Origin of the sequence: Photobacterium sp. GB-72, assembly GCF_003026095.1 — a bacterium.
Taxonomy (GTDB): Bacteria; Pseudomonadota; Gammaproteobacteria; order Enterobacterales; family Vibrionaceae; genus Photobacterium.
On the sequence record NZ_PYNV01000004.1, the window covers coordinates 92,481 to 116,094 of the forward strand.

Here is a 23,614-nt window from a genome sequence, read left to right on the forward strand (position 1 = left end):
AACGATGCAGAAGTTTCGTATTCAGGGCGGTGGTCCACTAAGCGGTGAAGTGTCAATTTCTGGCGCTAAGAATGCAGCATTGCCGATTTTATTCGCCGCTTTGCTTGCTGAAGAGCCTGTAGAAATTGCAAATGTTCCAAAATTACGTGATATCGATACGACAATGGAACTACTTTCTCGTTTAGGCGTAAAAGTATCACGTAATGGCTCAGTTCATATCGATGCAAGTGATGTGAATGAGTTTTGTGCTCCTTACGATTTAGTGAAAACGATGCGTGCTTCTATCTGGGCACTTGGCCCATTGGTTGCTCGTTTTGGTCAAGGTCAGGTTTCACTACCTGGCGGTTGTGCGATAGGCGCGCGCCCTGTTGATCTTCATATTGTAGGTTTAGAGCAATTAGGCGCAACAATCACGCTTGATGAAGGCTACGTGAAAGCGAGTGTTGATGGTCGCCTGAAGGGCGCACATATCGTGATGGATAAAGTCAGTGTTGGTGCAACAGTAACGATTATGTCAGCAGCAACATTGGCTGAAGGCACAACGGTTATTGAAAATGCAGCACGTGAGCCTGAAATTGAAGATACAGCTGCATTTTTAAATGCACTTGGCGCAAAAATTTCAGGTGCAGGTACTGCAACCATTACCATTGAAGGCGTTGAGCGTCTTGGTGGTGGTTACCACGAAGTGGTTGCTGACCGTATTGAAACGGGAACTTTCCTTGTTGCTGCTGCTGTTTCTGGTGGCAAGATTATGTGTCGTAATACCAAGCCTGAATTAATGGAAGCGGTATTAGCAAAGCTTGAAGAAGCAGGCGCTTTGGTTGAAACGGGTGAAGACTGGATCAGCCTTGACATGACAGGACGTGAGCTTAAAGCGGTCAATATCCGTACCGCGCCACATCCAGGTTTCCCAACAGACATGCAAGCGCAATTCTCACTACTGAACCTCATTGCCAAAGGCACAGGTATTATTACTGAAACGATTTTTGAAAACCGTTTCATGCATATTCCTGAGTTAATTCGTATGGGCGCTCACGCTGAGATTGAAGGTAACACTGTTATTTGTGGTGATACTGCAGGTTTAAGTGGTGCTCAAGTGATGGCAACAGATTTACGTGCATCAGCAAGCCTTGTGATTGCAGGTAGCATTGCGAAAGGTGAGACGATTGTTGATCGTATTTACCATATCGACCGTGGTTACGAGTTTATCGAGCAGAAGTTTAGCGCATTAGGTATGAACATCGAACGTATCTAAGATGTCTTATTTTTAAATAAGAAATGTCTAAACAAAAAAACGCCTCACATGTGAGGCGTTTTTTTATATTTGTTATGTGTAATTATCGCATCGGTTTATTCTCAGAGGCCGGGCGATTAGCCACCGTTACAGGAATGATCATGGGTTTACCATCACGTAGAATTTTTACATTCACATGCGTACCTGGGCGGATATCAGTAACAATATCTCTAACGCTTTGTACATTCGTGACTTGTTTACCTGCAATCTCGACCACGATATCATTTTTTTGAAAGCCAGCTTTTGACGCAGGGCCGTTAGGATCCATACCTTCTACGATAATGCCATTTACCTGATTGGCATCATACAGTCTTGCCATAACAGGGTTAATCTCACGCCCTTGAATACCAATCCAACCACGGATAACACGCCCATCAGCGATCAGCTTATTCATAATTTTGATGGTTAGTTGGTAAGGGATAGCAAATGAAATACCGTAGGTTTCAATATTCGTTGCTTGTTGGAAAGAAGCGGTATTAATACCAACGAGCTCTCCACGGGTATTGACTAATGCCCCACCTGAGTTACCACGGTTAATCGCGGCATCTGTTTGGAGAAAATCTTGTGGGCCATAAAAGCTCATGCCTGAACGCCCTGTTGCTGAAATAATACCAAAGGTTGTTGTTTGACCTAGATTATAGGGATTACCTATGGCAAGAACGACATCACCGACTGTCGCTTTGTAGTCTGGATTAACTGGGATCACGGGTAAATTATCAGCATTAATTTTCAAAACCGCGAGATCGGTTAATTGATCTAAGCCAATCAGTTGTGCGTTTAAAATGCGGCCATCTTGCAGTGCGACAATGACTTGATCCGCATTGGCGACAACGTGATAGTTCGTCACGATATAGCCTTTATCACTCATGATCACCCCCGATCCTAATCCTTGGGTGATTAACTCTGGCTCTGGTCGTGATTCATTATTTTCATAGCGACGGTTATAAATATTCACCACCGCAGGCGAAGCGCGTTTAACGGCGTAGTTAAATGATAAAGGGGCGGGCGCATCGTCTAATTGGGGTAAAGACACCGGTGATGATGGGCGCAAACTTGGTACAGCAACAAGTACAACACATGCTGTGATAAGGCCGAGCAAAATAGAACGACCAAGAAAAGCCAACATCAAGAGTCCTTAAAGTAATAAAGAGAGTGAGTGGCAAGAAGAATACCATTCATACTTAGAGAGACCAATAATAAAGTCAGAGCGCTGTTTCACCCTGACTTTATTTGAAGGTTAATGATAAACGTATTATTACCTAATGATCAGGTACAGGACGTTGTTTCCACGCTTGACTTCCATCGCAAGCACATCAGGTTTTGCTTCAAGTGCTTTACGAAGTTCACCGAGGTTATTTATCTTATTACGGTTAAGGCCAATAATAATGTCACCTTTTTTTAGCCCATAACGTGCAGCGATAGATCGCTCATCAAGCTTTGATACCTTAACCCCTTTGACTTTATCGCCAGCAACCGTATTGGTAAATTCAGCACCGGCTAGGCTAGGGTGGAGATTATCAGCCTTCACTTTGTTTTCACTCGCCGCTTTTAAGGTCACATTAACGGTTTGCTTTTTACCGTCGCGAATAATACCTAAAGTGAGTGCCTTGCCTGCGCCCATTGTCGCTATTTTCGCTCGTAACTCACCAAAGGTACGGATTGGGTTGCCGTTCACTTCGGTAATGATATCCCCCGCTTTCAGCCCTGCTTTTTCAGCAGAAGAGTCGGGCATGACTTGGTTAACAAATGCACCGTGGTTCGTTGAATACCCGAAGGTTTTAGCAAGCTCTGCGGTTAATTCTCCACCTTGAATCCCCAAAATCCCGCGTTTTACTTGACCAAATTCTAAGAGTTGATCAGTTAAGCTTTTCACCATATTGGAGGGAATAGCAAAGCCAATACCGACATTACCACCGTTAGGGCCTAAAATTGCGGTGTTAATACCAATTAACTCACCATTGAGATTAACTAATGCACCGCCTGAGTTACCACTGTTGATAGCAGCATCGGTTTGAATAAAGTTTTCAAAGTTTTCGACATTTAAGCCACTACGGCCCAGTGCCGAGACAATTCCTGATGTTACCGTTTGACCTAAACCAAATGGGTTACCAATTGCGATAGCAAAATCACCGACACGTAACTTATCGGAGTTCGCCAGTTTTACTTCCGTTAAGTTTTCAGGTTTGTCTATCTGTAGTAATGCAATATCGGACATGCCATCACTACCAATAAGTTTGGCATCGATTTCGCGTCCATCAGAAAGTTGGACACTGATTTCATCTGCGCCATCAATAACATGATGGTTAGTGACGATATAGCCTTTCTTTGCATCAACAATAACCCCAGAGCCTAAACCTCTAAATGGACGCTCTTGGACTTGCTCTGAAGGAAAGTCTGGACCAAAAAAATAACGGAAAGATTCAGGTAAACGCTGCTTAGAAACATGCTTACCTTCAACAGCAATACTCACAACCGCGGGGGTGACTTGCTCCAACATTGGTGCAAGGCTTGGTATAGGTTGGTTATTAACAGAGGTAGGTAATGCTGCAGTTGCAGTTACTGGGGTAAGAGCAGAACTGATACCTAATGCTAACGCAGTAAGAACAAGAAAAGGCTTTTTAATCATTATTGAGCTCCAATTTACAAGTAAAATTAAGACCTATAAAAAGAAGTCAAAGTTCACTTTCACTCACTCTTATTACGAATAAACAACAAGTGAAAGTGAATAAATGTGACAGTTAACTCGCTTTTGGCTCGGCATGTAGTTGAGCTTTTTCTTCTTCTGTTACTGCGGTGTTTTCACCGTTAAATAATCCCGTCGCGCCATTGGCATAATCGCGCGGTGCTTGCTCAACACTCTCATCTTCTTTTGGCCCGTCTTTCACCGTTTCTAAACTCGTGATGCGTTTTGCAAAAGGATTATCTTGTGCTGGAAGGTTTGGCATTAACTCGGTAGAAGTCTTCGCCATATGCTCATAAAGTTTGCTGTAATCTTTAGCAACATTGTCGAGTAAATCAGCACTGCGAGCAAAATGATCAACGAGTTCTTGGCGGAACTGTTCGAGCTCGTACTTTGACTTATCAAGCTCTTTTTTGAGTGTTTTTTGCTGTTTTACACTTTTGTTTGTTAGACGAACGGCAAGAGCACCAACTAAGATCCCTGCTAAAAATATAATAATGGCCCAAGTCATGGTCATGAATAAACTCCTTGTGACTTATACGAATATTCGTGTATCAATGTTTATCAACGATGGCTGTCACGTTACTATACCGTGAGGTTAAGCGACATGATACTCAATAAATATGATGTAAGAGTCATGAAGTGGCTCTGCCTCTCATAATTAGAGATAACTCACGGATGTAACAGGTAAGGTTAGAATGACGCCACTAGAAAAATATCAACAAGATTTACAGAAAACGGATTTTTTTGCAGATCCAGCACAAGCCAATGCCGTTTCCCATCTTGATAATTTATATCATCGTATAATAGCGCCTAAACCTGAGCCTAAACTGTCTTTCATCCAACGTTATTTTAAATCTAATTCAACTCAAGCAGATATTGTGCCAGTGAAAGGATTATATTTTTGGGGCGGGGTAGGACGAGGGAAAACTTATCTTGTTGATACTTTTTATGACTGTTTACCATTGGAACGTAAAACGCGGATGCACTTTCATCGCTTTATGCATCGCGTGCATCAAGAATTAAAAACATTAGATGGTGTTGAAAATCCACTGGAACACGTTGCTGATAAATTTAAACAAGAAACAGATATTATTTGTTTTGATGAGTTTTTTGTTTCTGATATTACCGATGCAATGATTTTAGGTACCTTGCTTGAAGCGTTATTTAAGCGAGGAATTAGTTTAGTCGCAACATCGAATATTCCACCATCAGAGTTATATCGAAATGGTTTGCAACGTGCGAGATTTTTACCAGCTATCGCATTGATAGAACAGCATTGTGAGATAGTGAATGTTGATGCTGGGATTGATTATCGCTTGCGAACGTTAGAACAAGCTGAGATTTATCATTACCCATTAGATGAATGTGCAACAGAGAATTTAAAACGTTATTTCGAACAGTTAACCTCAGAGCCTCGTAATCAGCAAACAATGATCACAATTAATGCGCGGCAATTGATGGTACAGCGAGAGGCGGATGGTGTCGTGCAGTTCAGTTTTAATCAATTATGCCAAACGTCACGTAGTCAAAATGATTACATGGAAATAGCACAAATCTATCATACGGTTATTTTATCTGAAGTACCGCAAATTACAGAGCAGGAAGACGATGCTGCACGGCGCTTTATTGCCATGGTTGATGAGTTTTATGAGCGTAATGTCACTTTGATTATTTCTGCGGCAGTACCTCTTGAGCAACTTTATCAACAAGGACGATTAACCTTTGAATTTAAGCGATGTTGCTCACGTTTAATCGAAATGCAAAGCCATGAATACTTAGCAAAGCCGCATCTAGCATAGAAATCGCGTTGTTAACGGTTATCGTATTTAACGATAATCAGGATTTATCGACTGCTTTTGCCTTAAATTGTCGTTAATAAGAAAAAAAGACATTTTTTTTAGGAAAAGAGGTGATTTTTTCCTCACCCTTCCCTATAATCTTGCGACCCACCGTACCTGTGAAGGCGAAAGCCTGGAGTGCCAACCACTCGAAGGGGTGATGACTGGGCTCTTATACAGAGGGACCATCATTTGATGGTTCTAGTAAGTGAAACTATTTAAATTATTGGGTATTAATTAGCATGAAAACTTTCGTTGCTAAACCAGAAACTGTAAAACGTGACTGGTATGTTGTTGACGCTGAAGGTAAAACTCTAGGTCGTCTTGCAACTGAAATCGCTTCTCGTCTACGTGGTAAGCACAAGCCGGAGTACACTCCACACGTTGACACTGGTGACTACATTGTAGTTATCAATGCTGAGAAAGTAGCAGTAACTGGTAACAAGCGTACAGATAAAATGTACCACCACCACACTGGCTACATCGGCGGCCTTAAGTCAATCAGCTTTGATAAGCTAATCGACAAGAAACCAGAAATGGTTATTGAAACTGCTGTTAAAGGCATGCTTCCTAAAGGTCCTCTAGGCCGTGCTATGTACCGTAAGCTAAAAGTTTACGCAGGTACTGAGCACAACCATGCTGCACAACAGCCTAAAGTACTAGACATCTAATTGGGAATTATGACAATGGCAGAGAATCAATACTACGGCACTGGTCGCCGTAAAAGCTCAGCAGCTCGCGTTTTCATCAAACCGGGTACTGGCAACATCGTTATCAACAAGCGTAGCATCGAAGAGTACTTCGGTCGCCCAACAGCGCGTATGGTTGTTCGTCAACCTCTAGAGCTTGTTGAAATGACAGAGAACCTAGACCTATACATCACTGTTAAAGGTGGTGGTATCACTGGTCAATCTGGTGCAATCCGTCACGGTATCACTCGCGCTCTTATGGAGTACGATGAAACTCTACGTCCTGCTCTACGTGCAGCTGGCTACGTTACTCGCGACGCTCGTTGCGTTGAGCGTAAGAAAGTTGGTCTACGTAAAGCACGTCGTCGTCCACAGTTCTCTAAGCGTTAATTTTCGCTTCCAGATTTTATCTGGTTACTGTGTACAGAAAGCTCAACCCTCGGGTTGGGCTTTTTTTTATTTATTAATAGCTAAACAATCAGCTTCCTGCCTTATTTTCTCCACTTTTACCGCTCTCAACACGGCCAAAAATTAAGTTTAAGTAACGATGTTATCGTTGGAAGGTAAAAAGAACGCTTTGCTCAGATTTAGTGCAAAAGAGTCGCTTTAACTTGTCAAAATATCGTCTGTTACATATCCTTTTTATGTTGGAAACAGTTTGAATGTGTAATTTTACTGTTACCTTTTCGTTGGAAGTTAGCCGTGGCTCCAAGGACGCATAAGGACATAATAATCCAAGGCGGGAGTAAGGGAGAATATTGGATGAGCAATGTGCCAGTAAGCAAAGGACGACGTCGCTTTCTGACCGTAACAACCTCGGTTGTTGGTGGGTTAGGAGCTGCAGCTGTTGCCGTTCCTTTTATCAAATCATGGAATCCGAGTGCGAAAGCAAAAGCCGCCGGTGCTCCTGTCGAAGTTGATATCAGTAAGTTAGAAGATGGACAAATGGTTCGCGTTGAATGGCGAGGAAAACCTGTGTGGGTTGTTCGTCGCAGCAAGGCTGTTTTACAAGAGTTAAGTACCCATGATGGCGAATTGCGGGATCCTTCATCAGAAGAACCTCAGCAGCCATCTTATGCACAAAATGAATTCCGTTCAGTGAAGCCTGAAATCTTTTTAGCCTTGGGTATTTGTACTCATCTTGGCTGTTCTCCAACTTATTTACCCGATAGCTTTAATGAACAAGTAAGTGGTATATCGTCTGGGTTCTTCTGTCCATGCCACGGCTCTACCTTTGATATGGCCGGTCGTGTGTTTGCAGGCGTGCCTGCACCATTGAATCTGGTGATACCTCCATATCAATTCTTAGATGACAACACGATTATCGTTGGTGTTGATGGGGAGGCCGTATAATGAATGCGCTACTAGGTTGGATTGAAAAACGTTTGCCCGTCACGAATGCTTATAGAAAGCATTTATCTGAATATCCGATGCCGAAAAATTTCAACTTTTGGTACATCTTTGGTTCTCTTGCCATGCTGGTGCTTGTTAATCAGATCGTAACAGGGATCTGGTTAACCATGAACTATGTACCATCAGGTGAAGGGGCATTTGCTTCCATTGAATATATCATGCGAGATGTAGAGTATGGTTGGCTGCTACGTTATATGCACTCGACAGGTGCTTCCGCGTTTTTTGTCGTGATTTATCTGCATATGTTCCGCGGCTTGATCTACGGATCTTACCAAAAGCCTCGTGAGCTACTGTGGTTATTCGGTATGTTGATTTTTCTCATTCTTATGGCTGAAGCGTTCATGGGATATTTGTTGCCATGGGGACAAATGTCATTCTGGGGCGCACAGGTTATTATTTCGCTATTTGGTGCAATACCTGTAATCGGTGACGATCTAACTCTTTGGATCCGAGGGGATTATGTTGTCTCAGGGGCAACGCTAAACCGTTTCTTTGCATTACATGTTATTGCGCTGCCAATCGTATTGTTGTTGCTCATTGTGTTACACGTATTAGCACTTCATGAAGTGGGTTCAAATAACCCTGATGGTATTGAGACAAAACTGCCGAAGGGCTCTAAAGGTGAAGGGTATAAAACACAATTTCGTTTTCATGAATACTACAGCAATAAGTATGACATCATTGATTCAATCCCATTTCATCCTTATGGAACAGTTAAAGATCTGATTGGTGTTGCTGTTTTCGCCTTTTTCTTTAGCTATGTGATCTTTTTTAACCCAGAAATGGGAGGGTACTTCCTTGAGCCGCCAAACTTTGAAGCTGCAAATCCACTAAAAACACCTGAACACATTGCGCCAGTTTGGTATTTCACGCCGTTCTATGCGATTTTGCGTGCGGTACCCGATAAGTTATTAGGTGTGGCGGCAATGGGAGCATCGATTGTCTTTTTATTCCTGTTACCGTGGTTCGATCGCTGTAAAGTTCGCTCTTTCCGTTATCGTAGCAAAGTGCACTTTATCAATATTTGTCAGTTCACAGTTAGCTTTATTGCACTAGGTGTTTTAGGTACATTACCGGCAACTCCTACTTATACATTGCTTGCACAGATATTTAGCTTTGCTTACTTTATGTTCTTCATTTTATTGTTCTTTTACAGTAAAAATGAGGCAACGAAACCGCTGCCAGAGAGGGTGACATTCAAATGAGAAAATTGATTGTAACGCTGCTGGCAATGCTTCCTACTTTTGCTTTTGCGGCAGGTAGCAATGTACCTTTAGATGCGGCGAATAATGACTTAACAGACAAAGCATCACTTCAACGTGGCGCAAAGACATTTATGAATTATTGTTCTGGATGTCATTCAACCCAATACCAACGCTACGAGCGAGTGGCAGAAGATCTTGGTATTCCACCAACGTTAATGAAAGAGAATTTGATTTTTGATCAAAATGCTAAAATTGGTGATTTGATGACAAATGCGATTTCAACCGAGTATGCGGCAGCCTCATTTGGCGCCCCTGCTCCTGACTTAACTTTGGTTGCGCGTGTTCGAGGTACTGATTGGATCTATACTTACTTACGATCCTTCTATGCCGATCCTAGTCGTCCATTTGGTGTTAATAATTTAGTGTTCCCAAGTGTCGGTATGCCGCATGCTCTCGAAGAGTTACAAGGTGCACCACATAAAGCATTTGAGACCAAAATGATTGACGGTGAGAAAGTGCAAGAGTTTATCGGGATCGAATCTGATGGTACTGGAGAGCTGAGCGCTGAAGAATATGACGATATGGTGCGTGATTTAGTTAACTTCCTTGATTACTCTGCTGAGCCAATGAAGCTGGAACGACAGCAAATGGGCTTGTGGGTGATGGGCTTTATTGCGGTATTCTTTGTTTTAACTGTATTGTTGAAGAAAGAATATTGGCGTGATGTCCACTGATAAGGTAATCTAGTGGGTTAAGAATCTCGCAATGGGGGCTTAAGCCTCCATTGCTTTTTGTGTATTAAATATACTGGAGGGGTTGATGGCTGTTGCTGCCAATAAACGCTCTGTGATGACTCTGTATTCTGATGCTTCAGACATCTACAGCCATCAGGTGCGTATCGTACTAGCCGAGAAAGGTGTTAGTGTTGAAATCGAGCTGGTTGATCCATTGAATCTACCTGAAGATCTGTTAGAGCTGAATCCATACCAGTCAGTTCCTACATTGGTTGATCGTGAATTAGCACTATACCAAGCGAACATCATTATGGAGTACTTGGATGAGCGTTTTCCTCACCCACCTCTAATGCCGGTTTACCCTGTTGCTCGTGGTAACAGCCGTCTAATGATGTACCGTGTTGAGCGTAACTGGTACTCACTTGCAGAGAAGATTAATACTGGCACTGCCGATGAAGCTGACAAAGCACGTAAGCAATTACGTGAAGAGTTACTTGCATTAGCACCAGTATTTGCAGAATTCCCATTCTTCATGAGTGATGAGTTCAGCTTGGTTGACTGTTACCTTGCTCCACTACTATGGCGTCTACCTGAAATGGGTATTGAACTAAGTGGTGCTGGCGCAAAAGAAGTGAAAACTTACATGACACGTGTATTTGAACGTGACTCTTTCCTAGCTTCATTGACTGAAGCTGAACGTGAAATGCGTTTAGCTGGCCAGTAATATGGATATGGAAAAAATGACACCGCGTCGTCCTTATTTGTTGCGGGCATTTTATGATTGGTTAGTGGACAACGATCTCACACCACACTTGGTTGTTGATGCAACATTACCAGGTGTACAAGTACCAATGGAGTTCGTTAGTGATGGTCAAATCATCCTAAACGTTGCTCCTCGTGCTGTGGGGAATTTAGAACTGGGTAATGAAGCGGTTAGCTTTAATGCGCGTTTTAGTGGTCGTCCACATTCTGTTATTGTACCTATGTACGCTGTGCTTGCTGTTTATGCGCGTGAAAACGGAGCAGGAACAATGTTTGAGCCAGAGCCTAGCTATGAATCAGATATGCCAGTCTTTGATGATGTTGATGATATCGAAGATATGATTGATGAAGCATCAGAGCCTAGCTCTCCATTTGCCGTGGTTAGTGAAACTGAAACTGCCGGTGATGATCCTGACGATGAGCCGCCACGTCCTCGCGGTCGTCCAAGCTTACGTGTTGTGAAATAGATAGTTTCTCTTTAATAAAAAAACGCAGCCAATAGGCTGCGTTTTTTTATATCGATAAAGGGTGATTAGCGATTTTGACTCGGTTCGAATAATGTCACAACTTTTTTAACGCCATTGATATTCCGTGCAATATTGATCGCAATTTCTTTTTGGCGTGGCGTCACATAGCCTAAAAGGTAGACTCGCCCCCCTTCGCTGATCACTTGGATCACCGCTCCTGTTAACTGCTTGCTCGCGATGAGTTGAGATTTTACCTTGGTGGTTAGCCAGGCATCATAACTAATGTCACCTACGCTAAGTAAAGGTCTCACTTCAAGTTGGTTATACAGATCTTTTACATTAGCAATATGCTTAACTTGCTGAGCAAATTGTGCTTTTGCAGCGGCAGAAGTGGCTTGACCAATCAGTAGTACTTTACCGTTAAGCGAGATACTGTTGGCACTGATTGAGCGGGTAAATTGGCGGCTATTTGCCAGACCCGAAATATCCATTTCTACTTTTTGATCTTGCCAATGTTGTTCTATATCTCGTGGATCTTGCGTGGAAAAACTCGAACATCCTTGTAATACAATGCTAAAAATTAGCAATAGGCGGCATACCCAGTTCATTGATTATCCTTCGTGGTGCGGGAAGAGTACTTGGTCAATAAGATCGCACAAGCAATGTACTGTTAGTAAGTGGACTTCTTGAATACGTGCGGTACGTTGAGATGGGATACGAATTTCAACATCTTGTATACCAAGTAACCCTGCCATTTCGCCGCCATCTTTACCTGTTAAGGCGATGATAGTCATATCACGTGTAAGTGCAGCTTCCATTGCTTTGATAATGTTCTTGCTATTACCGCTGGTTGATAATACAAACAGAATATCACCGGCTTGACCGAGTGCGCGCACTTGTTTTGAAAACACTTCGTCGTGGTGATAATCATTAGCAATTGCTGTCAAAATTGTTGTGTCAGCCGTTAATGCTAAAGCGGGAAGGCTTGGGCGCTCAGTTTCAAAGCGATTAATAAGACATGAAGCAAAGTGTTGTGAATTAGCTGCTGAGCCACCATTACCGCAACATAAAATCTTATTGCCGTTTAATAGGCTCTGAACCATGACTTGGGCAGCTTTTGAGATGGAATCTGGAAGTGCTTCTGCTGCTGCAATTTGAGTTTGAATACTTTCGGTAAAACTTTCGCGAATGCTATCTAGCATGATTAACCTTCAACTAAGATGTTGGTATGCCACTCAATATGGTGTTCTTGACCTTCAATTGTCACGACATCAAACCGACATTCGGTTTGATCGATTGAAAAGCCATTTTTCTGTAACCAAAAAAGGGCGGTGCGTTTTATTTTTTGTTGTTTATGCCAATTCACCGCTTCTGAAGCCGAACCGAAATGGCGATGTGTCCGGTATTTTACTTCAATAAAGACAAAACATTTACCATGTCGCATGATTAAATCAATTTCACCACCGCGACAGCTAAAATTTCGTTCGATAAGCTTAAGACGGTGGCGAGACAGAAACTGTTCCGCCATCCGTTCATAAGTTTGACCTTGTTGTCGTTTATTCAGGTTGAATACCGTCTGCAGTGAATTTACCCCAGTCAATGTGACGATGGATCACACATTGGCTATCGGCACTTAATTTGCCTGTAACACCTTGTGTTGTGTAATCACTCATCGCACGTAATTGTGGTAATTCGTTACTTAAAAGGTAAGCATCCATACCAAAAGCATGAAGGCGAACACTGGTATTACCTTCATTTGGCCACAATTGGTTGAAACGCTCCATATAACTTGCCGGTGGATTGATTAGAAGTGGAATATCACCGATTTCTACGCCTTGTATTTCTGGAGAGTATCCTTTGCGATCTGGATTACTTCGAGAGCTAACATAAATTTGTGGTGGGTTACCACTTGGTGGTAATGATGCTTCAATAAATGGCTTTATAGTCATCAATTCATTTTTGCTAGCAACGATATATATCGCATCTGTCTTACTACCTGGTGCACGCCCAAATACCTGACGGATTTGCTGTGGTATCTCATCGCTTGCACCAAATGTAGCCACTTGTGCTGGTTGACTATTTAAGCTTGTCCACTCTTGATTAAAAGCAGAACTTACTCGCTGACCATAACTGTTTGATGGTACAAGTACGACAGGATCACGATGACCTTCATTGAAAATATGCTCTGCAGCTTGCTCGGCACTTTGCTCTGGCGAAAGAGCAAAATAACACGCATTAGGGTGGTTGCTGGTAATTTCAGGTGGCATATTTAACGCCAACGTATTGATATGAGTGGTGTTATCTTGTTGAAACTCTGAAATCTTATTCTTACGCAGTGGACCGACAACAAATTGAGTGCCATTTTGCTGTAATTTTGCCACGATAGAAGCCATTGGTTCTGCTTCTGTATCATAGATATTAAGATTGGTATCAGCGCTTCTGTTAGCATCATCCATCATTGCATCTATAAAGCCATCACGTACATTTTTACCTTGTGCGGCAAAGCGACCAGATAATGGTAAAAGCAAAGCGACACGATCTAGCTTAATGGCTTTAAGGTTCATTACCGCTTCAAGTTCTTTGGGTAAGTATTGATTAGCTGGATGGTACGGATGTTGGCTTAACCATTGCTCAACTGCGCTTTTTAATTTGCCTGGTTGACGGCTAGCGCTATTTTTTAACATGGCAAGCTCAACCCAACCTTTTAATACGCCTTCATCACTACCAATTTTGGCGTTACTCAGCTGTGCGTTGGAGTAGCCAGATAAATCATTCCACAGGTTATTCCAGTTGGCTGCTTTTTGATCCCGATTTAAGTAAAAATCAAGTTTACTGCGTTCACGCGCGGCTTGAAATTTATGGTTAAGTTGATCTAATAATTCAGCACGGAAAGTGTAATAACGTTGATACTGACTTTTCGTTAACTGCCAAGACGGTTGGAAATTTAGACTATTAAGTGCTTCTTGATATTGCCCTTGATGATAGCGGATCGCTGCACGAGCAAGTTGCCATTCAGCAATTTGCAAAGGGCTCATAGATTGTTGTGATAGTTTGGTAACTTGTTGGTCAGCTTGCTGCCATTTACCTTCTTCTATCATTGCTTTAAGGGCTAATATTTCCCAGTTAATACGCTCTGCACCCTTACTGGCTTGAGCTTTACTGAGGTAGGCGGCTGAGCTTTGAGCGGCTGCCGCAGTGATATCCGTTAATGGAGCCTGCTGATTGTACAGGTTTGGCGTGCTACAGCCTGCTAAAATAACAGCAAGGGCTACAGGCGCCATTAGTCGTGATACACTTTTACGCTTATGGGTAAAATTGGGCATTGAATTCATTCAACTGTGACAAATTACTCTTGATATTAATTGCAGATGAGATCTAAGACAAATGAGTGAAACCAATTCAAGCATGGTTGATGTTGCTACGTTATACATCGTACCTACACCCATCGGTAATTTGGCTGATATAACACAACGAGCATTAGACGTGTTAGCAAATGTAGATTTGATTGCTGCTGAAGATACTCGCCATACATCACGCTTGTTATCCCATTTCTCTATCTCAACCCGCACCTTTGCGCTTCATGATCATAACGAGCAGCAAAAAGCTGACTTCTTGATTGAAAAGCTTCAGTCAGGTACCAGTATTGCGTTGGTATCAGATGCTGGTACGCCGCTGATCAGTGATCCAGGGTATCATCTTGTTAATCGCTGTCGTCAAGCGGGGGTAAAAGTTGTGCCATTACCAGGCCCATGTGCAGTGATCACTGCCTTGAGTGGTGCAGGCTTACCGTCTGACCGATTTAGCTTTGAGGGCTTTTTGCCACCCAAAAGTAAAGGTCGCCGTGACTGTTTTCAAGCGTTAGCAAACGATGAGCGTACGTTAATTTTTTACGAATCGCCACATCGTATTAATGATTCCCTGAGTGATATGTTAGCCGTGCTTGGTGCTGAACGCCAAGTAGTATTAGCGCGTGAGTTAACAAAAACTTATGAAACAATCCATGGTGCGCCATTAGGAGAGTTAATTGAGTGGCTTGCTGAAGACAGTAATCGTGTTCGTGGTGAGATGGTGGTTTTAGTCGCCGGTCATCGCGCGCAAAAAGAAGAACTATCAGCAGAATCATTACGTACACTGGGCTTGTTAGTCAAAGAATTACCATTGAAAAAAGCGGCTGCACTAACAGCGGAAATTCACGGTGCGAAAAAGAATGCGCTGTATAAGTGGGGGTTAGAAAACCTAGGCTAAAAATAAAATTAACGGCTGCTAATTTTTTTGTGGGCTGTATGACTAGATTTGGTGGGAATTAGCTTTTTTGCTGTTTTTTTAGTCAGGCTGTAATTTTGTTTCGTTTTTCGCTAGCAACTGTGATCGTTGTCTTATACAATCCGTGCCGGAGTTGGTCAGGTAATCGCTGCTTCATTGATGTCCTTTGGGAGACTGATGAAGGGGAGGAAAGTCCGGGCTCCACAGGGCAGGGTGCCAGATAACGTCTGGGGGGCGCAAGCCCACGACAAGTGCAGCAGAGAGCAAACCGCCGATGGCCTATTGCTTGCAATAGTGCACAGGTAAGGGTGAAAGGGTGCGGTAAGAGCGCACCGCGCAGCTAGTAATAGTTTGTGGCAGGGTAAACTCCACCCGGAGCAAGACCAAATAGGTCCCTAATGGCGCGGCCCGCGTTGGGGACGGGTAGGTTGCTTGAGTCTGTGAGCGATTGCAGACCTAGACGAATGATTGCCGCCGCGCAAGCGGAACAAAACCCGGCTTATCGACCGACTCCCTACATTTAGAGAAGGTGGTGTTTGGATAACAAACACCACCTTTTTTTCGTCTTATTCCCGCATAAACATAACTTTCGCTTGATGACTACAGAGTATGTTAGAACTCTGTTTGAATTACTGTCAGACGCTTGACATCGTTTTTGTCTCATACGTACACTTTATGGTGGGAATTTGTGGGGAAAAGTGGTGCAGTCGCATTCTCTTTGTTTTTAATTCTGCTAAAGTCGGTTACTACGGCTGATTTTTAGTATCATTGAATGGGCATGTGAATGTTAAGAGGCGCAACGGTTATATCGCTCGATAACAAAGGGCGCATTGCGATTCCTAAGCGTTATCGTGCTGAGGTAATAAATCATTGCGATGGCTTATTCATATGCACTATTGATCACCAGTTTTCTTGCTTGTTGCTCTATCCCATGAATGAATGGGTACACATTGAAGCGAAGTTAGCGACATTATCAAGCCTTCATCCTGCGGAGCGTCGAATTCAACGTTTGTTACTCGGCCACGCTAGTGAATGTGATATGGATGGGCAGGGACGAATTCTACTTCCTGCTACCTTACGACAATACGCGCACTTACAAGATAAGATTATGCTTGTAGGCCAATTAAATAAATTTGAAATTTGGTCTGAATCTTTGTGGCAACAGCAAATTGAACACGATATCAACCTTCAGGCTGAGGATGCGATAGCACAGTCATCGCGCCTTAGTGAGCTTTCACTTTAGCTGAACTTATATTTATGTCTGAACAATTTGAGCACGTTTCCGTTTTACTGAATGAATCTGTAGACGGATTAGCAATTAAACCCGACGGTATTTATATCGATGGTACCTTTGGCCGTGGGGGACACAGTCGCCTTATTCTTTCTCATTTAGGTGAGAATGGTCGTCTATACAGCATTGACCGAGATCCTCAAGCGATTGCTGAAGCTCAGAAGATTGATGATCCTCGCTTCGAAATTATCCATGGCCCATTCTCTGGCATGGAAAAATACATGGAAGAGCGTGATTTAATTGGTCGTGTTGATGGTGTGTTACTGGATTTAGGTGTGTCATCACCGCAATTAGATGATGCAGAACGCGGCTTTAGCTTTATGCGAGATGGCCCGCTTGATATGCGTATGGATCCGACATCGGGTCAGTCAGCCGCGGAATGGTTGGCTGAAGCGGAAGCGGATGATATTGCATGGGTACTAAAAGAGTTTGGTGAAGAGCGCTTTGCCAAGCGTATTGCTCGCGGTATTGTTGAGCACCGTGAAAACCCAGAAAAAGAGCCACTAACACGTACCCGTGAATTAGCAAGCTTAATTGCGGCGGTATCGCCGTTTAAAGATAAGCACAAACACCCAGCAACACGTAGTTTTCAAGCGATTCGTATTTACATTAACAGTGAGTTAGATGAAATTGAAACAGCGCTAAACGGTGCGGTGAATATTTTAGCTCCTGAAGGTCGTTTATCAGTGATCAGTTTCCACTCATTGGAAGATCGTATGGTAAAACGCTTTATTCGTAAACAGAGCAAAGGACCTGAAGTTCCAGCAGGTTTACCGCTTACTGAAGAACAAATTAAAGCTTTAGGTAGCGCTGCACTTAAAACGGTAGGCAAGGCCATCAAACCATCTCAAGATGAATTAGGGTACAACACACGAGCGCGTAGCTCTGTACTAAGGTTGGCTGAGCGTCTATGAAGCAACCTACAGAATCATCATTGAATCTGGCTCGCCTGATTGGACGTGATCTCGTCACTGTCGGGCTTGTTCCTCTCATTCTTTCTTTTATTATTCTCGCATCAGCATTGTCAGTGGTGTACATCACCCATGACACACGCCAGCAAATTGTGAAACAAGAACAATTGTTAACTGAACGTGAAGGATATGATGTGGAATGGCGAAATCAGATCCTCGAAGAAAATTCGCTTGCAGAGCACAGTCGTATTGAACGATTAGCTGAGACTGAACTCAAAATGCAACGACCATCCGCTGATAGTGAAATTGTTATCCAATAAACATGAAATTATTCAATCGTTCGACGTCGAAAAATAGCGTAACCAAGAAAGCGAAACCATTTATTAAATGGCGCTTTACTGTTGTTTGTATTTTTATCCTGTTAGGATTTTTCGGCTTAATTGCTCGTGCCGCTTATATTCAGGTACTGGAACCGGGTCGCCTTATTCAAGAAGGTGATGCGCGTTCTTTACGTACTAAGTTGATGCCTTCTGCGCGCGGTATTATCTCTGATCGTAACGGTGAACAGCTGGCTGTTAGTGTGCCTGTTCAAGCTGTATTCGCAAACCCTGCAGAAATATTTAAGCATGGTGGCTTAAGTGATGTAGAGCGATGGCATGCATTAGCTGATGTACTGGATCTCGATCGCACTTGGCTATTACATGAATTAGAAACAAAGAAAAATCGCCGCTTTATTTATCTTGCTCGTCAAGTTAGTCCTGCAATGGCAAATTACGTCCATAAATTAAAACTTCCCGGTATTGGCTTAAAAGATGAATCTCGTCGTTTTTACCCTTCAGGTGAAGTTAGTGCACACTTATTAGGTTTTACCGGTATTGATGGCCATGGTCTTGATGGTGTCGAGAAAACCTACGATGGTTGGTTAACGGGTGAGCCGGGTCGACGTACCGTACGTAAAGACCGTTACGGCCGCGTGGTTGAAAATATATCTCAACAAAAGCGTCAACCGGGTAAGCCATTACAGCTCAGTATTGATCAGAGAATTCAGGCTGTCGCGTATCGAGCGGCAAAAGAAGGCGTGATGGATATTCCTGCAACGTCAGTTAGCATCGCTATATCTGATGTGCGTACGGGGGAAATTTTGGCGATGGTTAATGCGCCGTCGTTTAACCCAAATAATCGCAATGATCGTCAACCCTATAAGATGCGTAACCGCGTCATTACCGATACTTTTGAACCTGGCTCTACGGTTAAGCCATTTGTCGTGTATACCGCGATGAAACACGGTATTGCGAATGAACATACCTTAATTGCGATCCCTCAAAGTAAGCATTTCCGTGTTGGTAGTAAGGTTATAACCGATGTTTCACGTGTTGAACCGTTAGCGACGGTACAGCGCATTCTACAAAAATCGAGTAACATCGGGGTGACCAAGTTGTCACTCGCAATGCCTGTTGACTACATCCTTGATACGTATCGTAAAGTCGGTTTTGATGAGCCATCTGGTATTAACTTGATTGGTGAAACAACAGGCCACTTCCCTAACCGTTACCGTTGGTCTGATATTGAACGTGCGACGTTAGCGTACGGTTATGGTTTATCGTTAACACCGATTCAGTTGCTGCATGCTTACACAACGTTGGGCGCGTATGGCATTAAGCGACCACTATCAATACTAAAGACTGAAAGAGTCGTACCGGGTGAGCAAGTGCTCGATCCAGCGATTGTTAAAAAAGTCTTGTTAATGATTGAGTCAGTCACCGATAAAAAAGGTGGTGGCGGTGGTTGGCGTGCAGCTGTTCCTGGTTACCGTGTAGGTGTGAAGACGGGTACCGCGAAAAAAGCGATTGCTGGTGGTTATGGTGATGATTATTTCTCCTATACTGTCGGTGTTGCACCGATCAGTAAACCACGTTTAGCGATCGTCGTTATGGTTAATGAGCCGAAAGGTAAAGTTTTCTATGGCGGTGCTGTTGCTGCGCCAATTCTATCTAAAGTATTAGGCAGTGCTTTACAGATTTTAAATGTGCCGCCAGATGCCGATACGTTACATAAAGTTGATCTGGATAAGGGAGTCTAAATAATGGCATCGTCGAAGAGTGTGATGAAATTAGGGGCGCTGTTATCACCATGGCTTGCAATTGATAAGTTGCCTCTTGAACTTACAGAAAGCCAGATTGACGCGATAACATTAGACAGTAGAGAAGTCACCGCAGGAAGTTTATTTACAGCGGTGAATGGACATACTGTTGACGGTCGTCGATTTATTGATACGGCGATAAAGGCGGGTGCAAGCGCGATTATTGCAGAGGCTGATGGGATCGCTAATGAAGGCGATATAGCGCTTAAAGATGGCGTGTATATTGTTTACCTTCAGGATCTTAATCATAAGCTTTCCGCAATTGCTGGACGTTTCTTTGATCATCCCGATCAAAAGCTGGCACTGTATGCCGTCACGGGAACCAATGGTAAAACCACCATCAGTCAATTATTAGCCCAATGGGCGAACCTTGTTGGCTACAAAGCGGGTGTGATGGGGACGACCGGAAATGGTTTGTTGGTTGATTTAAAACCTGCTGCTAATACCACAGGTAGCGCGATTGAAATTCAACAAACTTTAGCTCAACTGGTAGAGCAAGGGGCTGATTTTGCTGCGATGGAGGTTTCATCGCATGGATTGGTTCAAGGTCGTATCCGTGATCTTCATTTCAAAGCGAGCATCTTTACCAATTTAAGTCGTGATCACTTAGATTATCATGGCAACATGCAAAATTATGCTGACGCTAAAAAGTCATTGTTCACTGAACATCAAAGTGGCATTGCGATCATCAATGCAGATGATGCTGTCGGGGCGTCATGGCTTAAAGATATACCGAATGCGGTGGCGGTAGCGATTGATCCACAAGCGGTTGTCAACCATGCAGGGCTAAAGCTGTGGGCAACAGAAGTGCAGTTCAGTACCCAAGGTGTCACCATTGAGTTTGACTCGAGTTGGGGACAAGGTAAGTTTACTGCGCCTTTGGTTGGTTCATTTAATGCCACCAACTTGTTGTTAGCATTAGCCACATTACTCGCGACAAACCATTCAATGGCGGATTTACTTGAAAAAGCCCCCCAATTACAAGCAGTAATTGGACGCATGGAAGTTTTTCAAGACACTGACAAAGCTATGATGGTGGTCGATTATGCTCATACGCCGGATGCGTTAGAGAAAGCATTGCAAGCACTACGTGTGCATTGTGACGGTAAGTTATGGTGTATTTTTGGTTGTGGTGGTGATCGTGATAGCGGTAAACGCCCTATGATGGCTGAAGTTGCCGAGCGCCTTGCAGATCAAATTATTCTGACTGACGATAACCCTCGCAGTGAAGATCCTAAAGATATTGTTGACGATATGCTTGCTGGTCTTATTTCTCCAGAATCCGCGACTATTATTCATGATCGTGAAACGGCTTGTCGTCATGCACTTACTCACGCTTCTTGCCAAGATATTATCTTAGTGGCAGGTAAAGGGCATGAGGATTATCAAATTCTCGCTGATCGCACTATTCATTATTCTGACCGCGAAACGGTAGCTGCATTATTAAAGGAGTTGGCATGATTGACGTTCAACTAAGTCAGCTTGCATCGGCATTAAATGCCGAGTTAATTGGCGCTGATGTTGCAATTGCTGCAGTATCGACAGATACACGTAATATCCCATCAGAAACGTTATTTATCGCGTTAAAAGGTGAGCGTTTTGATGCTCATGATTTTTGTCAAACAGCGAAGGATAATGGTGCAAAAGCGCTGTTGGTAAGTAAACCCTTACCGGTTGAATTACCACAGTTAGTGGTTAGTGATACACGCATTGCTTTAGGAATGATGGGTGCATGGCTCAAAGCACAAATGACTGAAAAGTATGGCTTAAAGACATTAGCATTAACTGGAAGTTGCGGTAAAACAACGGTAAAAGAAATGTCTGCTGCGATTTTGGCTAATAAAGGTCAAGTCTTAGCAACCGCTGGTAATTTTAATAATGACATTGGTGCGCCACTGACGTTATTGCGTTTAACGCCTGAATATCAATATGCAGTTATTGAGCTTGGTGCTAATCATCAAAATGAAATCTCGTATACCACAAATTTAGTTAAGCCTAATGTAGCGTTGATTAATAATATTGCAGCTGCGCATTTAGAAGGCTTCGGCTCGTTACAAGGTGTAGCAAAAGCCAAAGGTGAAATCTTCGAAGGGTTGGTAGAAAACGGTACTGCGATTATTAATCTCGAATCGAATGATTTAGCGTTATGGCAGCCACTATTAGCAGATCATCAAGTATTAACATTCTCGACAGACTCGCATCAAGCGGATTATTTTGCCGAGAAGATAAAGATTACCACTCAAGGGTTAGCCTGTTTTACAATGTGCGCCCCAATCGGCAAGATCGAGATTAATTTAGCACTTGCGGGCATGCATAATGTGTCAAATGCATTAGCTGCTGCGGCGTTAACCGTCTCCTTAGGGGCGACATTAGCTGATGTTAAAGCTGGGCTAGAAACCATGGCGAATGTAAAAGGTCGTCTTGATATTACAGAGCCTCATGCAGGGTTACGTCTGATTGATGATACCTATAACGCCAGTGTTGCTGCGGTAAAAGCTGCGATTGATGTGTTAGCAAGCTTTGAAGGTAAGCGCTACTTCATTTTTGGCGATATGGCTGAACTGGGTGAAGAAAGTGATAATCTACACCGAGAAGTGGGCGAATATGCTCTAGAAAAACAGCTTGATTGTGTGATGACGTTTGGTCACTCAAGCGCTGTGGTTAGTGAGCTCAATCAAGGACAACACTTCAGTGATAAAGATTCGCTAATCATGTCACTGAAACAACAATTACAACAATATTCTCGTCAACCTGATATTGAGACTGTCACTGTGCTAGTAAAAGGTGCAAGAAGTTCAAAGATGGAAGACGTAATTGCAGCCTTGCAGGAAGATAAATAATGATTTACTGGTTAGCTGAACAATTTCAGTCAACACTCCCTTTTTTCCGATTGTTCGAATACCTAACATTCCGAGCGATCATGAGTATTCTAACAGCATTGCTGTTTTCGTTATGGATGGGGCCTCGGATGATTGCCCGTTTGCAAATGTTGCAAATTGGTCAAGTCGTACGTAATGAAGGTCCTGAATCACACTTTAGCAAGCGTGGTACTCCAACGATGGGCGGTATCATGATCCTAGCAGCAATAACATTTACTGTATTGCTTTGGTGTGACTTAACTAACCCTTATGTCTGGGCTGTATTGGTTGTCATGTTGGGTTATGGTGCAGTCGGTTTTGTTGATGATTATCGTAAAGTTGTTCGTAAAAACACGGACGGTTTGATTGCGCGCTGGAAGTACTTCTGGCAATCAGCGATTGCACTTGTTGTCGCATTTGCACTATATGCATACGGTAAAGACACGGCTGCGACTCAGCTTGTGGTGCCTTTCTTTAAAGATGTTATGCCACAACTAGGTTTGTTCTACATCGTTATGACTTACTTTGTGATTGTCGGTACCAGTAACGCCGTTAACTTAACTGATGGTCTTGATGGCTTGGCGATCATGCCGACCGTCATGGTATCGGCAGGCCTGGCTTTTATTGCATGGGCAACAGGTAACTTTAACTACGCCGAATATCTTCATATTCCGTACATCAAAGATGCTGGCGAGCTAGTGATTGTATGTACTGCTATCGTTGGTGCCGGTCTTGGTTTCTTATGGTTTAACACTTACCCAGCCCAAGTCTTTATGGGCGATGTGGGCTCATTAGCACTGGGTGGCGCACTGGGTACGATTGCTGTGCTTGTTCGCCAAGAGCTACTACTTGTGATCATGGGTGGTGTGTTTGTAATGGAAACCGTATCGGTAATTCTACAAGTAGGATCATACAAACTACGAGGCCAACGTATCTTCCGTATGGCGCCTATCCATCACCATTACGAATTAAAAGGCTGGCCAGAGCCACGTGTTATTGTGCGCTTTTGGATTATTACACTGATGTTGGTATTGATTGCGTTAGCAACGCTTAAGGTTCGTTAAAA

At 43.1% G+C, this 23,614-nt stretch carries 24 protein-coding genes and 1 other RNA gene; 18 read left to right on the forward strand and 7 right to left on the reverse strand.

Features of this window, described 5'->3' with window-relative positions; genetic code table 11:
* Positions 1-4: 4 nt before the first annotated feature.
* A complete protein-coding gene (gene murA / locus C9J40_RS07035) occupies positions 5-1,255 on the forward strand; it encodes a UDP-N-acetylglucosamine 1-carboxyvinyltransferase (RefSeq protein WP_105061019.1) in 1,251 nt (416 codons plus the stop codon).
* 82 nt (positions 1,256-1,337) lie between these two features.
* Here the strand turns inward: murA and degS are convergent, their stop codons facing one another.
* The 3 genes from degS to zapG all read right to left on the reverse strand — a co-directional run bounded on the left by degS (position 1,338) and on the right by zapG (position 4,491).
* Positions 1,338-2,420, reverse strand: a complete 1,083-nt coding sequence (gene degS / locus C9J40_RS07040) for an outer membrane-stress sensor serine endopeptidase DegS (RefSeq protein ID WP_107206537.1) — start codon at positions 2,418-2,420, stop codon at positions 1,338-1,340.
* 129 nt (positions 2,421-2,549) lie between these two features.
* The gene (locus C9J40_RS07045) at positions 2,550-3,920 is read right to left on the reverse strand and encodes a Do family serine endopeptidase (RefSeq protein ID WP_107206538.1); all 1,371 of its coding nucleotides are present in this window, start codon (positions 3,918-3,920) and stop codon (positions 2,550-2,552) included.
* A 112-nt stretch (positions 3,921-4,032) separates the two neighbouring features.
* Positions 4,033-4,491, reverse strand: a complete 459-nt coding sequence (gene zapG, locus C9J40_RS07050) for a Z-ring associated protein ZapG (protein ID WP_107206539.1) — start codon at positions 4,489-4,491, stop codon at positions 4,033-4,035.
* A 181-nt stretch (positions 4,492-4,672) separates the two neighbouring features.
* Between zapG and zapE the strand changes: the two genes are divergently transcribed.
* The 8 genes from zapE to sspB all read left to right on the forward strand — a co-directional run bounded on the left by zapE (position 4,673) and on the right by sspB (position 11,085).
* Positions 4,673-5,776 (forward strand): cell division protein ZapE, encoded by a 1,104-nt coding sequence (gene zapE / locus C9J40_RS07055; RefSeq protein ID WP_107246318.1) that lies wholly within the window; start codon positions 4,673-4,675, stop codon positions 5,774-5,776.
* Positions 5,777-6,057: 281 nt separating this feature from the next.
* Entirely contained in the window at positions 6,058-6,486 is a 429-nt protein-coding gene (gene rplM / locus C9J40_RS07060; RefSeq protein WP_005371187.1) for a 50S ribosomal protein L13, read from the forward strand.
* A 15-nt stretch (positions 6,487-6,501) separates the two neighbouring features.
* The gene (rpsI, locus tag C9J40_RS07065; RefSeq protein ID WP_005371189.1) at positions 6,502-6,894 is read left to right on the forward strand and encodes a 30S ribosomal protein S9; all 393 of its coding nucleotides are present in this window, start codon (positions 6,502-6,504) and stop codon (positions 6,892-6,894) included.
* A 372-nt stretch (positions 6,895-7,266) separates the two neighbouring features.
* On the forward strand, positions 7,267-7,857 hold the full coding sequence (gene petA / locus C9J40_RS07070) for a ubiquinol-cytochrome c reductase iron-sulfur subunit (RefSeq protein WP_107206541.1): 591 nt from the start codon (positions 7,267-7,269) through the stop codon (positions 7,855-7,857).
* The gene (locus C9J40_RS07075) at positions 7,857-9,122 is read left to right on the forward strand and encodes a cytochrome bc complex cytochrome b subunit (RefSeq protein WP_105061013.1); all 1,266 of its coding nucleotides are present in this window, start codon (positions 7,857-7,859) and stop codon (positions 9,120-9,122) included. Before petA ends, C9J40_RS07075 begins: the two co-directional genes overlap by 1 nt.
* Positions 9,119-9,856, forward strand: a complete 738-nt coding sequence (locus tag C9J40_RS07080) for a cytochrome c1 (RefSeq protein ID WP_107206542.1) — start codon at positions 9,119-9,121, stop codon at positions 9,854-9,856. Before C9J40_RS07075 ends, C9J40_RS07080 begins: the two co-directional genes overlap by 4 nt.
* An 85-nt stretch (positions 9,857-9,941) precedes the next feature.
* A complete protein-coding gene (gene sspA / locus C9J40_RS07085; protein ID WP_005371197.1) occupies positions 9,942-10,580 on the forward strand; it encodes a stringent starvation protein SspA in 639 nt (212 codons plus the stop codon).
* Between the two features lies 1 nt (position 10,581).
* Complete coding sequence (sspB, locus tag C9J40_RS07090; RefSeq protein ID WP_107206543.1) at positions 10,582-11,085, forward strand: ClpXP protease specificity-enhancing factor; 504 nt, start codon at positions 10,582-10,584, stop codon at positions 11,083-11,085.
* A gap of 65 nt (positions 11,086-11,150) precedes the next feature.
* On the opposite strand, the gene C9J40_RS07095 is transcribed toward sspB, so the two are convergent.
* The 4 genes from C9J40_RS07095 to C9J40_RS07110 are packed head-to-tail and all read right to left on the reverse strand — an operon-like array spanning position 11,151 to position 14,408.
* Complete coding sequence (locus C9J40_RS07095; protein WP_107246320.1) at positions 11,151-11,693, reverse strand: BON domain-containing protein; 543 nt, start codon at positions 11,691-11,693, stop codon at positions 11,151-11,153.
* A 3-nt stretch (positions 11,694-11,696) separates the two neighbouring features.
* Entirely contained in the window at positions 11,697-12,287 is a 591-nt protein-coding gene (diaA, locus tag C9J40_RS07100) for a DnaA initiator-associating protein DiaA (RefSeq protein ID WP_105061009.1), read from the reverse strand.
* 2 nt (positions 12,288-12,289) lie between these two features.
* Complete coding sequence (locus C9J40_RS07105; RefSeq protein ID WP_255418317.1) at positions 12,290-12,649, reverse strand: YraN family protein; 360 nt, start codon at positions 12,647-12,649, stop codon at positions 12,290-12,292.
* Complete coding sequence (locus tag C9J40_RS07110) at positions 12,642-14,408, reverse strand: penicillin-binding protein activator (protein WP_107206545.1); 1,767 nt, start codon at positions 14,406-14,408, stop codon at positions 12,642-12,644. Before C9J40_RS07110 ends, C9J40_RS07105 begins: the two co-directional genes overlap by 8 nt.
* 61 nt (positions 14,409-14,469) lie before the next feature.
* Here C9J40_RS07110 and rsmI point away from each other — a divergent pair, with 61 nt between their 5' ends.
* The 9 genes from rsmI (at position 14,470) to mraY (ending at position 23,612) form a co-directional block, all read left to right on the forward strand.
* Positions 14,470-15,330 (forward strand): 16S rRNA (cytidine(1402)-2'-O)-methyltransferase, encoded by an 861-nt coding sequence (gene rsmI / locus C9J40_RS07115; protein ID WP_005371210.1) that lies wholly within the window; start codon positions 14,470-14,472, stop codon positions 15,328-15,330.
* Between the two features lie 147 nt (positions 15,331-15,477).
* Positions 15,478-15,866, forward strand: an RNA gene (gene rnpB / locus C9J40_RS07120) — RNase P RNA component class A.
* 266 nt (positions 15,867-16,132) lie between these two features.
* Positions 16,133-16,591, forward strand: coding sequence for a division/cell wall cluster transcriptional repressor MraZ (mraZ, locus tag C9J40_RS07125; RefSeq protein ID WP_107246323.1), 459 nt, complete (start codon positions 16,133-16,135; stop codon positions 16,589-16,591).
* A gap of 14 nt (positions 16,592-16,605) precedes the next feature.
* Positions 16,606-17,553 carry a 16S rRNA (cytosine(1402)-N(4))-methyltransferase RsmH gene (gene rsmH / locus C9J40_RS07130; RefSeq protein WP_045083943.1) on the forward strand — a complete coding sequence of 316 codons (948 nt, stop codon included), beginning with the start codon at positions 16,606-16,608 and terminating at the stop codon, positions 17,551-17,553.
* Positions 17,550-17,870: a cell division protein FtsL gene (gene ftsL, locus C9J40_RS07135; RefSeq protein ID WP_045083944.1), complete on the forward strand. Its 321-nt coding sequence runs from the start codon at positions 17,550-17,552 to the stop codon at positions 17,868-17,870. Before rsmH ends, ftsL begins: the two co-directional genes overlap by 4 nt.
* Before the next feature lie 2 nt (positions 17,871-17,872).
* Positions 17,873-19,630 (forward strand): penicillin-binding transpeptidase domain-containing protein, encoded by a 1,758-nt coding sequence (locus C9J40_RS07140; protein ID WP_107206547.1) that lies wholly within the window; start codon positions 17,873-17,875, stop codon positions 19,628-19,630.
* A gap of 3 nt (positions 19,631-19,633) precedes the next feature.
* The gene (murE, locus tag C9J40_RS07145; RefSeq protein ID WP_107246325.1) at positions 19,634-21,151 is read left to right on the forward strand and encodes a UDP-N-acetylmuramoyl-L-alanyl-D-glutamate--2,6-diaminopimelate ligase; all 1,518 of its coding nucleotides are present in this window, start codon (positions 19,634-19,636) and stop codon (positions 21,149-21,151) included.
* Positions 21,148-22,530, forward strand: coding sequence for a UDP-N-acetylmuramoyl-tripeptide--D-alanyl-D-alanine ligase (gene murF / locus C9J40_RS07150; RefSeq protein ID WP_107246326.1), 1,383 nt, complete (start codon positions 21,148-21,150; stop codon positions 22,528-22,530). The genes murE and murF overlap by 4 nt, the downstream gene beginning before the upstream one ends.
* Positions 22,530-23,612 (forward strand): phospho-N-acetylmuramoyl-pentapeptide-transferase, encoded by a 1,083-nt coding sequence (mraY, locus tag C9J40_RS07155; RefSeq protein WP_107206550.1) that lies wholly within the window; start codon positions 22,530-22,532, stop codon positions 23,610-23,612. Before murF ends, mraY begins: the two co-directional genes overlap by 1 nt.
* The last annotated feature ends 2 nt before the right edge of the window (positions 23,613-23,614 follow it).

Excerpts from the sequence above, each read along its gene's own strand:
- zapE (WP_107246318.1), top strand. The coding sequence starts at position 4,673 with ATGACGCCACTAGAAAAATATCAACAAGATTTACAGAAAACGGATTTT.
- petA (WP_107206541.1), top strand. The coding sequence starts at position 7,267 with ATGAGCAATGTGCCAGTAAGCAAAGGACGACGTCGCTTTCTGACCGTA.
- C9J40_RS07080 (WP_107206542.1), top strand. The coding sequence starts at position 9,119 with ATGAGAAAATTGATTGTAACGCTGCTGGCAATGCTTCCTACTTTTGCT.
- sspA (WP_005371197.1), top strand. The coding sequence starts at position 9,942 with ATGGCTGTTGCTGCCAATAAACGCTCTGTGATGACTCTGTATTCTGAT.
- zapG (WP_107206539.1), bottom strand. The coding sequence starts at position 4,491 with ATGACCATGACTTGGGCCATTATTATATTTTTAGCAGGGATCTTAGTT.
- C9J40_RS07075 (WP_105061013.1), top strand. The coding sequence starts at position 7,857 with ATGAATGCGCTACTAGGTTGGATTGAAAAACGTTTGCCCGTCACGAAT.
- murF (WP_107246326.1), top strand. The coding sequence starts at position 21,148 with ATGATTGACGTTCAACTAAGTCAGCTTGCATCGGCATTAAATGCCGAG.
- rpsI (WP_005371189.1), top strand. The coding sequence starts at position 6,502 with ATGGCAGAGAATCAATACTACGGCACTGGTCGCCGTAAAAGCTCAGCA.
- rsmH (WP_045083943.1), top strand. The coding sequence starts at position 16,606 with ATGTCTGAACAATTTGAGCACGTTTCCGTTTTACTGAATGAATCTGTA.
- ftsL (WP_045083944.1), top strand. The coding sequence starts at position 17,550 with ATGAAGCAACCTACAGAATCATCATTGAATCTGGCTCGCCTGATTGGA.
- C9J40_RS07110 (WP_107206545.1), bottom strand. The coding sequence starts at position 14,408 with ATGCCCAATTTTACCCATAAGCGTAAAAGTGTATCACGACTAATGGCG.
- diaA (WP_105061009.1), bottom strand. The coding sequence starts at position 12,287 with ATGCTAGATAGCATTCGCGAAAGTTTTACCGAAAGTATTCAAACTCAA.
- mraZ (WP_107246323.1), top strand. The coding sequence starts at position 16,133 with ATGTTAAGAGGCGCAACGGTTATATCGCTCGATAACAAAGGGCGCATT.
- mraY (WP_107206550.1), top strand. The coding sequence starts at position 22,530 with ATGATTTACTGGTTAGCTGAACAATTTCAGTCAACACTCCCTTTTTTC.
- C9J40_RS07045 (WP_107206538.1), bottom strand. The coding sequence starts at position 3,920 with ATGATTAAAAAGCCTTTTCTTGTTCTTACTGCGTTAGCATTAGGTATC.
- C9J40_RS07095 (WP_107246320.1), bottom strand. The coding sequence starts at position 11,693 with ATGAACTGGGTATGCCGCCTATTGCTAATTTTTAGCATTGTATTACAA.
- sspB (WP_107206543.1), top strand. The coding sequence starts at position 10,582 with ATGGATATGGAAAAAATGACACCGCGTCGTCCTTATTTGTTGCGGGCA.
- degS (WP_107206537.1), bottom strand. The coding sequence starts at position 2,420 with ATGTTGGCTTTTCTTGGTCGTTCTATTTTGCTCGGCCTTATCACAGCA.
- rsmI (WP_005371210.1), top strand. The coding sequence starts at position 14,470 with ATGAGTGAAACCAATTCAAGCATGGTTGATGTTGCTACGTTATACATC.
- rplM (WP_005371187.1), top strand. The coding sequence starts at position 6,058 with ATGAAAACTTTCGTTGCTAAACCAGAAACTGTAAAACGTGACTGGTAT.
- murE (WP_107246325.1), top strand. The coding sequence starts at position 19,634 with ATGGCATCGTCGAAGAGTGTGATGAAATTAGGGGCGCTGTTATCACCA.
- C9J40_RS07140 (WP_107206547.1), top strand. The coding sequence starts at position 17,873 with ATGAAATTATTCAATCGTTCGACGTCGAAAAATAGCGTAACCAAGAAA.
- murA (WP_105061019.1), top strand. The coding sequence starts at position 5 with ATGCAGAAGTTTCGTATTCAGGGCGGTGGTCCACTAAGCGGTGAAGTG.